The sequence below is a fragment of the Streptomyces massasporeus genome (assembly GCF_014648995.1).
GTDB classification, from domain to species: domain Bacteria; phylum Actinomycetota; class Actinomycetes; order Streptomycetales; family Streptomycetaceae; genus Streptomyces; species Streptomyces massasporeus.
This window is the reverse complement of the sequence record NZ_BMSE01000010.1, coordinates 201,992-214,935: the sequence shown is the minus strand read 5'-3', so window position 1 is coordinate 214,935 and position 12,944 is coordinate 201,992. Positions and strand designations below refer to the sequence as shown.

At 70.3% G+C, this 12,944-nt stretch carries 11 protein-coding genes and 1 pseudogene; 3 read left to right on the top strand and 9 right to left on the bottom strand.

Annotation, left to right across the window (positions count from 1 at the left end; translation table 11 throughout):
• The first annotated feature begins 18 nt into the window (after positions 1 to 18).
• Positions 19 to 1,161 carry a DNA polymerase III subunit beta gene (gene dnaN, locus IE153_RS22880; RefSeq protein WP_189591689.1) on the top strand — a complete coding sequence of 381 codons (1,143 nt, stop codon included), beginning with the start codon at positions 19 to 21 and terminating at the stop codon, positions 1,159 to 1,161.
• Between the two features lie 151 nt (positions 1,162 to 1,312).
• Complete coding sequence (locus IE153_RS22875; RefSeq protein ID WP_189591688.1) at positions 1,313 to 2,329, top strand: sigma-70 family RNA polymerase sigma factor; 1,017 nt, start codon at positions 1,313 to 1,315, stop codon at positions 2,327 to 2,329.
• Here the strand turns inward: IE153_RS22875 and IE153_RS22870 are convergent.
• Positions 2,213 to 2,599, bottom strand: coding sequence for an STAS domain-containing protein (locus IE153_RS22870; protein WP_189591687.1), 387 nt, complete (start codon positions 2,597 to 2,599; stop codon positions 2,213 to 2,215). The two genes, IE153_RS22875 and IE153_RS22870, sit on opposite strands and share 117 nt — an antisense overlap.
• A 156-nt stretch (positions 2,600 to 2,755) precedes the next feature.
• Here IE153_RS22870 and IE153_RS22865 point away from each other — a divergent pair, with 156 nt between their 5' ends.
• On the top strand, positions 2,756 to 3,676 hold the full coding sequence (locus tag IE153_RS22865; RefSeq protein WP_189591686.1) for an AEC family transporter: 921 nt from the start codon (positions 2,756 to 2,758) through the stop codon (positions 3,674 to 3,676).
• A 1-nt stretch (position 3,677) separates the two neighbouring features.
• On the opposite strand, the pseudogene IE153_RS22860 reads toward IE153_RS22865, so the two are convergent.
• The 8 genes and pseudogenes from IE153_RS22860 to IE153_RS22825 all read right to left on the bottom strand — a co-directional run bounded on the left by IE153_RS22860 (position 3,678) and on the right by IE153_RS22825 (position 12,664).
• Positions 3,678 to 4,272: pseudogene (locus tag IE153_RS22860) on the bottom strand (Uma2 family endonuclease).
• A gap of 96 nt (positions 4,273 to 4,368) precedes the next feature.
• Entirely contained in the window at positions 4,369 to 5,652 is a 1,284-nt protein-coding gene (locus IE153_RS22855; RefSeq protein ID WP_189591685.1) for a thymidine phosphorylase, read from the bottom strand.
• 85 nt (positions 5,653 to 5,737) lie between these two features.
• Positions 5,738 to 6,142, bottom strand: a complete 405-nt coding sequence (locus IE153_RS22850; protein ID WP_189591684.1) for a cytidine deaminase — start codon at positions 6,140 to 6,142, stop codon at positions 5,738 to 5,740.
• Entirely contained in the window at positions 6,139 to 7,404 is a 1,266-nt protein-coding gene (locus IE153_RS22845) for an ABC transporter permease (protein WP_189591683.1), read from the bottom strand. The genes IE153_RS22850 and IE153_RS22845 overlap by 4 nt, the downstream gene beginning before the upstream one ends.
• The gene (locus IE153_RS22840; RefSeq protein ID WP_189591682.1) at positions 7,401 to 8,519 is read right to left on the bottom strand and encodes an ABC transporter permease; all 1,119 of its coding nucleotides are present in this window, start codon (positions 8,517 to 8,519) and stop codon (positions 7,401 to 7,403) included. Before IE153_RS22840 ends, IE153_RS22845 begins: the two co-directional genes overlap by 4 nt.
• Positions 8,519 to 10,090: an ABC transporter ATP-binding protein gene (locus IE153_RS22835; RefSeq protein WP_189591681.1), complete on the bottom strand. Its 1,572-nt coding sequence runs from the start codon at positions 10,088 to 10,090 to the stop codon at positions 8,519 to 8,521. The genes IE153_RS22840 and IE153_RS22835 overlap by 1 nt, the downstream gene beginning before the upstream one ends.
• Before the next feature lie 210 nt (positions 10,091 to 10,300).
• Positions 10,301 to 11,347 carry a BMP family lipoprotein gene (locus IE153_RS22830; protein ID WP_185012517.1) on the bottom strand — a complete coding sequence of 349 codons (1,047 nt, stop codon included), beginning with the start codon at positions 11,345 to 11,347 and terminating at the stop codon, positions 10,301 to 10,303.
• A 273-nt stretch (positions 11,348 to 11,620) separates the two neighbouring features.
• The gene (locus tag IE153_RS22825) at positions 11,621 to 12,664 is read right to left on the bottom strand and encodes a BMP family lipoprotein (protein ID WP_189591680.1); all 1,044 of its coding nucleotides are present in this window, start codon (positions 12,662 to 12,664) and stop codon (positions 11,621 to 11,623) included.
• Between the last annotated feature and the right edge of the window lie 280 nt (positions 12,665 to 12,944).

Here is a 12,944-nt window from a genome sequence, read left to right as displayed (position 1 = left end):
CGAGCAGGGGGACTTTCCATGGAATTCCGAGTGGAGCGTACGGAGTTCGCCGACGCCGTGGGTCGGGCGGCCCGCGCGCTGCCCGGGCGGACGCCGGTGCCGGTGCTGGGCGGGCTGCTGCTCGAGGCGGACGCGGGACGGCTGACCGTGACGGGGTTCGACTTCGAGGCGGCCGTGCGGGTGGAGGCCGACGCGGAGGTGACCGTGCCCGGGCGGCTGCTCGTCCTGGGGCGGCGGCTGCTGGACGTCTGCCGAGTGCTGCCGGACGGGCCGGTGGGCTGTGTGCTGGAGACCTCGCGGTTCACAGTGGAGGCGGACGGCACGCGCTTCGGGCTGTCGACGCTGCCGCTCGCCGAGTACCCGCCCGTGCCCGCCCCGCCCGCGCCGTACGGCACCGTCGACGCCGCCGCGTTCGCGACCGCCGTCGCCCAGGTCGCGGTCGCCGCCGGACGCGACGACACGCTGCCCCTGCTGACGGGCGTCCAACTGCGGCTCGATGGCGGGGAGATGACTCTGGCGGCCTCGGACCGCTACCGGTACGCGGTGCGGCGGCTGGAGTGGAAGCGGGAGGCCGCCCGCGATGACGGGGTCGTGGAGACCCTGCTGCCCGCACGGCGGCTGCTGGACGTGGCGCGGTCGCTGGCGCGCTGCGGGGACGTGCGGATCGGCTGGGAGCCTGGCGGGGGCGGCGGGCTGGTCGGGTTCGAGGGCGGGCGGACGCGGACCGCGCTGCGGCTGCTGGAGGGGCGGCTGCCGGCGTACACGTCGTTGTTCGCCATGGCGGGGGCCGCGGTCGCCGAGGTGGGGCGCGAGGGACTCGCGGAGGCGGTGCGGCGGGTCGCGGTGGTGGCGGAGGCGAACAGTCCGGTGCGGCTCGACTTCTCGGCCGAGGGCTCCGTACGGCTGCGGGCCGGCTACGGGGACGACGTGGCGGCGCAGCGGCTGCCCGCCACGCTGAGCGGCGCCGACGAGATGCCGGTGGCGTTCAACCCGGCCTACCTGCTGGACGCGCTGACGTCCTTCGAGAGCCCGCGGGTGCGGCTGGAACTGCTGGGGGCGGGACAGCGGGCACTGCTGCACGCCGTGCCGGGCGACGGGGCGGCGGAGGCGGGCGCCGGGGAGCACCGGCATCTGCTGATGTCGGTCAAGGAGCTCGTGTGAAGGCCTGCGGGCCCGTCTCAGCCGGTCTGGATCATCCCCTTCCACCTGCGCTTTTGTGCGCTCGGGGGGCCGTTGTCAGTGGGCTGCGGTAGCTTCCGAAGTGCTGGAGCGCGATGGCGCGTGAACAGAACGTCCACAGGGGTGGGTGGAGATGGCGAACGGCACGGCGACACCGACGGACCTGGACACCAGGCTGGAGGCACACCGAACCGAGCTGACGGGGTACTGCTACCGGATGCTCGGCTCCTCCTTCGAGGCGGAGGACGCGGTGCAGGACACGATGGTCCGTGCCTGGCGCAGCTACGACAAATTCGAGGGCCGCTCCAGCCTGCGCTCCTGGCTCTACCGGATCGCGACCAACGTGTGCCTTGACATGCTGACCGCGGGCAACAAGCGCGCCCGGCCCATGGACCTGACCGAGTCCACCCCGCTCGCCCGGGCCGCCCTCTCCCCCCGCCCGGACCACACCTGGCTGGAGCCCATGCCGGACGCCCGTGTGCTGCCCACGACCCACGACCCGGCGGAGGCGGCGGTCGCCAAGGAGTCCGTGCGGCTGGCCTTCATGGCCGCCCTCCAGCAGCTCCCCGCCAAGCAGCGTGCCGTGCTGATCCTGCGCGAGGTCCTGGCCTGGAAGGCCAGCGAGGTCGCCGAGCTGCTGGACACCTCGGTGGCGTCGGTGAACAGCGCCCTCCAGCGGGCCCGCGCCACCCTGGCCGAGCGGCAGGAGCCGGGCGCCGAGGCCGCCGTCTCCGACCCGCTGGACGAGGACCAGCAGAAGCTGCTGGACCGCTATGTAGCGGCCTTCGAGGGCTACGACATGACGGCGCTGACGGCCCTGCTGCACGAGGACGCCGTCATGACGATGCCGCCGTTCGACCTCTGGCTGACCGGCACGCGGGACATCACCGGCTTCATGACCACCCTCGGCGCGCCCTGCGCGGGCTCCCGACTGGTGCCCGTCCAGGTCAACGGCCTGCCGGGGTTCGCCCAGTACAAGCCGGACCCGGACAAGGGCGGCTTCGTGCCGTGGGCGGTCCAGGTGCTGGAGATCTCAGACGGCCGCATCACCGGGTTCCACTGCTTCCTCGACACGCAGCGGTGGTTCCCGCTCTTCGACCTCCCCCTCCACCTCGAAGCGGAGACCGACCAGGTCGAGCAGGGCGCGTAGGGCCGGGTCGGGGTCGCGCAGCCGTATCCGTCCCCCGGCTCGGCGGGCGGCCAGCTGGAGCCTCGCCAGGAGGTCGACGGCGGCGAGGCCCGGCGGCCCCAGACCCGCGACGTCGCACACCACGACCCGGGCACCGCTGCCGTGCAGCAGTGCCCGCACATCGTCGCTGAGCCCTCTCACCTCGTCCCGGGTGACGGGGCCGGGCAGTACGAGCACGGGCGGTGTCATGGCGTCCACGATCGGTAGACCGGGCGGGCGGGCGTAACTCATCGCGGTGGTCGGTCCCGGCGCGCGCCGTGCGGACCGGGCGGCGCCGCGAGGATCACATTGACCTGGGCAGCGCCTTCCCCGGAGGGTTGGCTGCATGCTCCAACCATCTCCCCCTGCCGCGCTGCCCGATGCTCGCTTCGCCGGTGAGGGGGCGACGTGCAGGGGGTGCTGAGCGGGTTCGCGGTCATCGCCGTCGTCATCGGCGTCGGCTATCTGATCGGCCGCCGGGGGTATCTGGGCGACGGCGGCCGCGAGGTCCTGACCAAGCTCGCCTTCCACGTGGCGTCCCCGGCGCTGCTCTTCACGACCCTCGCGCAGGCCGACCTGTCGGTGATCTTCTCCGACCGGCTGCTGGTCACGGCGATGAGCACGGCAGCGGCAGCGGGCGTCTTCGTGGCGGTGGGTGCGGCGCGGGGGTGGGGTGTGGGCCGGACGACGATCGGCGCGCTGTGCTCCAGCTACGTCAACTCCGGGAACCTGGGCATTCCGATCGCCGTGTACGTGCTGGGCGACGCGTCCCTGGTCGCGCCGGTACTGCTGTTCCAGCTGGTCGGTGTCACACCGGTGGCGCTGACGGTCCTGGACCTGGCGAGCGGCGGGGAGAAGCGGCCCCTGTGGCAGCGGCTGCTGACGCCGTTGCGCAATCCGATAGCCCTGGGCTCCCTGGCCGGGGTGGCGGTCTCGGCGTCGGGCCTCACGGTGCCGGGCCCTCTGATGGACCCCCTGACCCTGATCGGCAACATGTCGGTCCCGGCTGTCCTGCTGGCCTTCGGTATCTCCCTGCGCGGCAGCACACTCCCGCTGCGCGGCGCGGAACGGGCCCCGGTGCTCCTCGCCGTGGTCCTGAAGTCCGTGGTCCAGCCCCTGGTCGCCTACGCCCTGGCGGCGGGCGTCTTCGGCCTGCGCGGTGCCCTGCTGCTCGACGTGGTGGTGACCTCCGCGCTGCCGGCGGCACAGAACCTCTTCACCTACGCGAGCAGCTACCGGGTGGGCGAGGTGCTGGCGCGGGAGGCGATCCTGCTGTCGACGGTGCTGGCGGTGCCGGTGCTGGTGGTCGTGGCGGCTGTGTTGGGGTGACTCACTTCTCGGCGAACTCACCGGTGTCGAGGTCGAGGCCGAAGGGCTCGGGCAGCGTGATGAGTTCTCCGAACTTGCCCGCGTCGAGAACCCGGTAGACATCCCGTTGCGGTTCGCCGTAGAGCGTGATGGTGGGACCGCCGGGGGCCCAGCCGTCGATGAGCAGATACAGCGGGACACCCGCCTGGGCGTAGCCTGCGGCCCTTTTTGATCCGGTCGTGCGCCGCGTTCGACTTGGACGTGATCTCGACGATGAGTCCGGCCGCAGCCGCTGGGATGAAGTTGCCACCCTCGTCACGCAGCACCTGCCTGGGGGCTACCGCGAGATCAGGAATATAGAGCCCGTCACGGGACGGGACCGCCGTACCCAGGGTCTGGTAGATGCCCCAGTGCCTGGGGATGACCTCGTACAAGGCTCGCTGAACCAGGTCAGCGATGTCGTTGTGGGCGTTTGACGACGGTGGTGCCACGGTGACGATCCCCTCGATGATCTCCACCTTGCAGCCCTCTGGCGCGTCCGTCTCCTGCCAGATCCGGACGAGGTCGTCCCACTCGTGCCCGTTGGCCGGCGAGTGGTCGACGGTGAGTGCGCTCATGGCGGTTCTCCAATCGGTGCGTCACCGATCCCAGCATGCCGAACGGGACCGGCGGGGGTCCACCGGTCCCGTTTTCCCGAAGGGGAAACCGCCTGGTCAGGCGATACGTTCCAGCACCACCGGCGACGCCGTGAAGTCCGTCCCGGGCGCCGCGACGTCGTAGGAGCCCTCGATCGACTGGAGGGCGTATTCGAAGCGCTCGGGTGTGTCGGTGTGGAGGGTCAGGAGGGGCTGGCCCTCCGTGACCGTGTCGCCCGGCTTGGCGTGCATCTCGACGCCGGCGCCCGCCTGCACCGGGTCCTCCTTGCGGGCACGGCCCGCGCCGAGGCGCCAGGCCGCGACTCCGATGTCGTAGGCGTCGAGGCGGGTCAGCACGCCCGAGGCCGGGGCCTTGATCACGTGCTGCTCGCGGGCCACCGGAAGCGTCGCGTCCGGGTCGCCGCCCTGGGCCGCGAGCATGCGCCGCCAGACGTCCATCGCCGAGCCGTCGGCCAGGGCCTTCGCCGGGTCGGCGTCCTTGATGCCCGCAGCGTCCAGCATTTCGCGGGCCAGGGCGACCGTCAGCTCGACCACGTCGGCCGGGCCGCCGCCCGCCAGGACCTCCACCGACTCGCGGACCTCCAGGGCGTTGCCGGCGGTCAGACCCAGCGGGGTGGACATGTCCGTCAGGAGCGCGACCGTCTTCACGCCGTGGTCGGTGCCGAGGCCGACCATCGTGGAGGCCAGTTCGCGGGCGTCCTCGATGGTCTTCATGAACGCGCCGGTGCCGACCTTCACGTCCAGGACCAGCGAGCCCGTGCCCTCGGCGATCTTCTTGGACATGATCGAGGACGCGATCAGCGGGATCGCCTCCACCGTGCCGGTGACGTCGCGGAGTGCGTAGAGCTTCTTGTCGGCGGGGGCCAGGCCGTCGCCCGCCGCGCAGATGACCGCGCCGGTGGTGTCGAGGACGTTCAGCATCTCCTCGTTGGACAGCAGCGCACGCCAGCCGGGGATGGACTCCAGCTTGTCCAGGGTGCCGCCGGTGTGGCCGAGGCCACGGCCCGACAGCTGCGGGACGGCCGCGCCGCAGGCGGCGACCAGGGGGGCCAGCGGCAGCGTGATCTTGTCGCCGACGCCGCCCGTGGAGTGCTTGTCGGCGGTCGGGCGGGACAGGGACGAGAAGTCCATGCGCTCGCCGGAGGCGATCATCGCGGCCGTCCAGCGGGCGATCTCACGGCGGTTCATGCCGTTCAGCAGGATCGCCATGGCGAGGGCGGACATCTGCTCGTCGGCGACCTCCCCGCGGGTGTACGCGTCGATGACCCAGTCGATCTGCGCGTCGCTGAGCTCACCGCGGTCCCGCTTGGTGCGGATGACGGAGATGACGTCCATGGCCATGGCTTGGCTTCCTTCCGAGGATTCCAGAAGCCGTACGGCCCCCCTGAGCCGGTCGCGTGAGCAACTCAGAGGGGCCGCACGGTGGTTACTTGCTGAGGTGTTCCGGGCCGAAGGCCTGGGGCAGCATCTGCGAGAGCGGCAGGATCCCCGCGGGGGTCTCCAGCAGCATCTCCGGGCCGCCGAACTCGTGGAGCAGCTGACGGCAGCGGCCGCACGGGACGAGTGTGTCGCCGTGGCGGTCGACGCAGGTGAAGTGCGTCAGCCGGCCGCCGCCGGTGTTGTGCAGCTCGGACACCAGGCCGCACTCGGCGCACAGGCCGAGGCCGTACGAGGCGTTCTCGACGTTGCAGCCGGAGATGATCCGGCCGTCGTCGACCAGGGCCGCCACTCCGACCGGGTAGCCGGAGTACGGGGCGTACGCCCGGGACATGGCGTCCCGGGCCACCGCACGCAGCTTCTCCCAGTCGACGGCCGGGCCGGAGCCGGTCACTTGCCCTGCCCCTTCCGGTACGGCAGCCCGTCCGCCTTGGGCATGCGCAGCCGCTGGGCCGACATGGCGAGGACCACCAGGGTGATGACGTACGGCGTGGCGGAGACGACCTGGTTCGGGACCTCGTCGGTGGTGGCGTACCAGGCGAACACCAGGGCGGCGACGACCGCGGTGATCATCGACGGGGCGTACTTCTTGCGGACCACCAGGAAGATCGCCCCGATGATCAGCAGCAACGCGCCGAGCAGCAGCAACGCGTGGACGTTGGCGGAACCGCCGCGCAGGTTGAGGCTGTCGGTGTAGCCGAACAGGCCCGCGCCGAGGGCGAGGCCGCCCGGCATCCAGTTGCCGAAGATCATCGCCGCGAGGCCGATGAAGCCGCGTCCGCTGACCTGGCCCTCCAGGTAGAAGGGGTTGGCCACGATGGACAGGAAGACACCGCCGAGGCCGGCCAGGCCGCCGGAGATGACGACGGCGATGTACTTGTACTTGTAGACGTTGACGCCGAGGGACTCGGCGGCGATCGGGTTCTCTCCGCAGGAGCGCAGGCGCAGGCCGAACGCGGTGCGCCACAGGATCCACCAGGTGGCGGGGATCAGCGCGATGGCGATCAGGGTCAGCCAGGACACGTTGGTGACCAGGCCACCGAGCAGACCGGCGATGTCGGAGACGAAGAACCAGCCCTGGTTGTTCAGGTCCCGCAGCGCGTCGGACAGCCCCGGCACCGTGAAGTGGCCGAGGGATTCCACCGCCGGCGACTGCTTGGCGGAACCGCCCGTGTGGCCCTCGAAGGCGAGGGGCGCGAGGTAGCGGGTGGCGCCGAGGGCGAGGATGTTGATGGCCACACCGGAGACGATGTGGTTGACGTTGAACGTGACGGTCACGAGGGCGTGCAGGAGACCGCCGATCGCGCCGCCGAGGATGCCGACCAGGACACCCGTCCAGGGGCCCCACTGGAAGCCGGCCCAGGCGCCGAACCAGGTGCCGAGGATCATCATGCCCTCGAGGCCGATGTTGACCACGCCCGCGCGCTCGGCCCACAGGCCGCCGAGACCGGCGAGGCCGATCGGCACGGCGAGTTGGAGCGCGGTGGACATCTGGCTGACGTTGGTGATGCCGTCGGCGCCGGTGATGAGGCGGACGATCGAGGTGAGCGCCAGGCCTCCGGCGATGATGAGCAGCAGCACGGGCCACGACAGGCGGCGGCCGGTCGGCGCCGCGGGCTGCAGCGTGGGCTGGTTGACGTCGGTCGCGGTGGTCATCGGCCAGCCACCTCCTTCGTGTTCTGAGCGCCGAGGACGTGTCCGGCGGCGAGTTCGGCGCCGACGCGACGCTGCTGGCGGCGCAGACCCCATTCGCGGACGGCCTCGTAGGAGACGACGACCGAGAGGACGATCAGGCCCTGCATGATGACCGCGATCTCCTTGTCGTAGCCGTGGAAGTCCAGCTCGGGCGAGGCCTTGTCGAGCCAGGCCCACAGCAGGGCGGCGAAGGCGATGCCGACGGGGCTGTTGCGGCCGAGCAGGGCGATGCCGATACCGAGGAAGCCGATGCCGGTGGGGAAGTTCAGGCTGTAGGTGTGGGTGTCGCCGAGCAGGATCGGCAGGCCGGCGAGGCCCGCGATGCCGCCGGAGATCAGCATGGCGCTGAGCACCATGCGCTTGGGGTCCACGCCACTGGCCGCGGCGGCGGTCTGCGACGCGCCGGAGGCGCGCAGGTCGAAGCCGAAGCGGGTGCGGTTGAGGACGACCCAGTAGCCGATGCCGAGCAGGACGGCGAGCAGCACCAGGCCGTAGATCTCGCCGGAGTCGCCCAGGCTGATCCCGGGGATCCAGCCGGACTCGTACATCTCGCCGGTGGTGTTGTTGTTGCCGACCTTCACACCGAAGACGTCCGGCAGCCACAGGTAGGCGATCACGGAGGTGGCGATCGCGTTGAGCATGATCGTGGCGACGACCTCGCTGACGCCGCGGGTGACCTTGAGGACACCGGCGATGCCGGCCCAGAAGGCGCCGGTGAGGACGGCGGTCAGGAGCAGCAACGGGACCTGGAGGGCGGCCGGCATGTTCACATGGGCGCCGACGACGGCGGCCATCATGGCGCCGAGCTGGTACTGGCCGTCGACGCCGATGTTGAACAGGTTCATCCGGAAGCCGATGGCCACCGCGAGGGCCGCGATGTAGTACATCGAGGCCTGGTTGATGATCAGGACCTGGATGTCGGAGAAGCCCAGCTGCTCGAACATCAGGGCGAACGGCTCGAAGGGGCTCTTGCCCGACGCGAGCAACACGATCGCGCTCAGGACGAAGGCCACGGCCAGCGCGATGACCGGTCCGGCCACCGCGAGGAGCACGCGCTCCTTGTCGAACTTCTTCATCAGCGGGCCTCGTCTTCCGGAGACTCGGGGGCGTCGGCCTTCGAGATCTCGGGGGTGTCGTCGTGCGCGAGGTGCCCGGTGGCGGCACCGGTCATGGCCGAGCCGAGCTCCTCGGGGGTGATGGTGGCCGGGTCGGCGTCGGCGACCAGCTTGCCGTTGTAGATCACGCGGAGCGTGTCGGACAGGCCGATCAGCTCGTCGAGGTCTGCGGAGATCAGCAGCACGGCCAGGCCCTCGCGGCGGGCGTCGCGGATGTGGTCCCAGATGGCGGCCTGGGCACCGACGTCCACACCCCGGGTGGGGTGCGCGGCGATGAGGAAGCGCGGCTTGTGACTCATCTCGCGGCCGACGATCAGCTTCTGCTGGTTGCCGCCGGACAGGGACGCGGCGGTGACGTCGATGCCGGGGGTGCGGACGTCGTACTCCGTCACGATCCGGCGGGTGTCCTCCTGGGCCGCCTTCGGGTCCAGCCAGACGCCCTTGGCGAGGGGCTTCTCCGTGACGTGGCCGAGGATGCGGTTCTCCCAGAGGGGTGCCTCCAGGAGGAGGCCATGGCGGTGCCGGTCCTCGGGGATGTAGCCGATGCCCTGCTCGCGGCGCCGGCGGGTGGGCCAGGCGGTGATCTCCTCGTCGGCGAGCCGGATGGTGCCGCTGTCGGCGGACCGCAGGCCGATGAGTGCGTCGACCAGTTCGGTCTGGCCGTTGCCCTCGACGCCGGCGATGCCGAGGACCTCGCCCGCGTGGATGGTGAAGCTGATGTCGTCGAGGAGGGCCTTGCCGCCGGGGGCCGCGAGGCGCACCTGGTCGACGGTGATGACCGGGCGGTCGGTGACCGTGGACTCGGCCGTCTCGGGCGTGGGCAGCTCGCTGCCGACCATCATCTCGGCGAGCTGACGGGGCGTCGTCTCGGCCGGGACGGCCGTGCCGACGGTGGTGCCGCGGCGGATGACGGTGATCTCGTCGGCGACGGAGAGCACCTCGCCGAGCTTGTGCGAGATGAAGATGACCGACAGGCCCTCGGAGCGCAGTTCGCGCAGGTTGGCGAAGAGCGCGTCCACTTCCTGCGGCACGAGCACGGCGGTCGGCTCGTCGAGGATGAGGGTGGTCGCGCCGCGGTAGAGGACCTTGAGGATCTCCACGCGCTGGCGGGCGGCGACGCCGAGCTCCTCGACGAGGAGGTCGGGCTTGACGCCGAGGCCGTAGCGCTCGGAGAGCTCCTTGATCTTGCGGCGGGCCTTGGCGCCGATGCCGTAGAGCTTCTCGCTGCCGAGGACCACGTTCTCGAGGACCGTGAGGTTGTCGGCGAGCATGAAGTGCTGGTGGACCATGCCGATGCCGCGGACGATGGCGTCGGCCGGCGACGAGAAGGTGACCTGCTCGCCGCCCACGGCGATGGTGCCCTCGTCCGGCTTCTGCATGCCGTAGAGGATCTTCATCAGCGTGGACTTGCCGGCGCCGTTCTCGCCGACGAGGGCGTGCACGGTGCCCTTGCGGACGCTGAGGTGGATGTCGTGGTTGGCCACGACTCCGGGGAAACGCTTGGTGATCCCGGCGAGTTCGACGGCGGTCACCGATTCGTTGACCGCCGCTCCGGCCGGAGGGCTGCTGGACGCGTTGATGGCGCACTCTCCTGGGGACGGGGGCCGTCTACGCGCGTAGCGCCCCTACGGCATACAAAGGGGCCGACGCCCCGCGGCAACGGGGCACGAGGAGCAGCTCCCCGTACCCCGTCGAGCGGACGTAACCCCGGGGGTTACCGCCTGCTTCGAGGCAGTCGCTCGTCAGCTGCTCTTGACCTTGATCTCGCCGCTGATGATCTTCTCCTTGGCCGTCTTGATGGCTGCCTGGAGCTCGGCGTCGTCCGCGAACTTCGGATTGGAGTTCGACAGGCTCACCTCGCCGGTCTTCAGATCGCCACGAACGATACCGGTCTCGGGCTTGCCGTCCTCGACCGACTTCGCCAGGTTGTACACCGCCTTGGCGACGTCCTTCATCGCCGAGGTCAGGATGGAGTCCTTGTACTTGGCAAGGGCTTCCTGCTGGTACTGGTCGGAGTCGACACCGATGGCCCACACCTTCTGGGTGGCCGCGGCCTCGATGACACCCTGACCGGACAGGCCGGCGGCCGCGTAGACCACGTCGGCCTTCTTCTCGATCTGCCCCTCGGCGGCCGTCTTGCCCTTGTCGGGGCTGGCGAAACCGCCCTCCTCGGCCGTCTGGGTGAGGTACTGCGAGAGCACCTTGACCTTCGGGTCGGTGTCCTTGACGCCCTGCGCGAAGCCCGCCTGGAACTTGTGGATCAGCGGGATGTCCACACCGCCGACGAAGCCGACGACCTTCGACTTGGAGGTCTTGGCGGCGGCGACACCGGCCAGGTAGGAGGCCTGCTCCTCGTTGAAGACCAGGTCGGCGACGTTCTTGGTGTTGATCGTGGCGTCGTCGACGATGCCGAAGGTGGTGTCCGGGAACTTCTCCGCGGCACCCTTGACGGCCGCGGCGTACGCGTAGCCGACACCGATGACCGGGTTGTGACCCTGCTTGGCCAGGGAGACCAGGCGCTGCTCCTTGTCGGCGTCCGTCTCACCCTCGGTGGGCTCCACGTCGGCCGTCTGGTACCCGAACTCCTTCTTCGCCTGCTCCAGGCCCGCGTACGCGGCGTCGTTGAAGGACTGGTCGCCCTTGCCGCCGACGTCGTACGCAATGGCGAGCCCCTTGTCGCCCTTCGAGTCGGACGACCCGGAGGTCGAGGTGCTGCCGCAGGCGGAGAGGGCGAGGGCCAGGGAGGCGGTCGCTGCGCCTGCGACCGTGATCCGGGAAATCCGGCGCATGTGTGGGTGCTCCTGTCGTACAACCGAGGTCGCACAGCGCCGGGACGGTTCAGCTTCAGCGCTGGCTTCGCCGCAGATTAACGCGCGTAGACCTGCCTGAAAACCCCTTCTGTCCACCTTGTTATGCGCCCGTGCCCAAGCCATCACCCGCCCATGACCGGGGCGTTGCCGACCGCAAACGGGGCGTGGCGCTGGGTGATCCGCTCCGGACAGCGCGAAGCGGGCGGACACCCAGGGGGTGTCCGCCCGCTTCGGCTGGTCAGACCGGTCGGCTCACTCGGTGTTGACCTTGATCTTGCCGTCGATGATCTCCTGCTTGGCCTTGTTCACGGCGTCCTGAAGACCCGCGACCTTCGCGTACTCCGGGTTGGACTCCGACAGGCCCACGCCCTTGACCTTCAGGTCGAACGTCTGGGTGCCGGTCAGCGGCTTGTCGTCGTTGACCGACTTGGCCAGTGTGTAGACCGCACCGCCGACGTCCTTGAGCGCGGAGGTCAGGATGTAGTTCTTGTACGGGGCCAGGGCGGCCTGCTTGTACTGGTCGGAGTCGACGCCGATGGCCCAGACCTTCGCCTTGGCCGCGGCCTCGATGACGCCCTGGCCGGACAGACCGGCGGCCGCGTAGAGCACGTCGGCCTTCTTCTCGATCTGGCCCTCGGCGGCGGCCTTGCCCTTGTCGGGGCTGGAGAAGCCGCCCTCCTCGGCCGTCTGCGTCAGGTACTGCGACAGGACCTTCACCTTGGAGTTGGTGTCCTGCACGCCCTGCTTGTAGCCCGCCTCGAACTTGTGGATCAGCGGGACGTCGACACCGCCGACGAAGCCGACGACGTCGGTCTTCGTGGCCTTGGCGGCGGCGACACCGGCGAGGTACGAGGCCTGCTCCTCGGCGAAGACGAGGGAGGCGACGTTCTTGCCCTCGACGACCGAGTCCACGATGCCGAAGGTGGTCTTCGGGTACTTGGCGGCGACGGCCTTCATCGCCGGGCCGTAGGCGAACCCGACGCCGATGACCGGGTTGTAGCCCTGCTTGGCGAGCGACGCCAGGCGCTGCTCCTTGTCGGCGTCCGTCTCGCCCTCGGTGGGCTCGATGTCGGCCGTCTTGTAGCCGAACTCGTCCTTGGCCTTCGTCAGGCCGGCGTAGGCGGCGTCGTTGAAGGACTGGTCGCCCTTGCCACCGACGTCGTACGCGATGGCGAGGCCCTTGTCGTTGCTGTCGCTGTCGCCGCTGTCACTGCTGGTGCCGCCGCAGGCCGTGGCGACGAGCCCGAGCGACGCGACCCCCACCGCGACACGGGTCAGTTTGGAAATCCGACGCATCTGAAGTTCCCCATTCTCCAAAGCCCCGCGATGGGTGCTCGGTTCGGCGCACATTAACGCGCGTAGACACTCCTGGGAACGGTTCGCCGCGGGGCCGTTATCCATTCGTGCCGATGGCCGGTTACGCCCTTGTGAACCACGGGATCGAACGGGGTCGAAAGGTGTACTCGGGGACACGGCGTGTGCCTACCTCGTGACGCGCACCAGGCTGCCGTGGGGTTGCGCCGCGCGCAACCGGAGGCTCCGCCGGGTGGGCGGGGGTTGGGCTGGGTGGGTGACG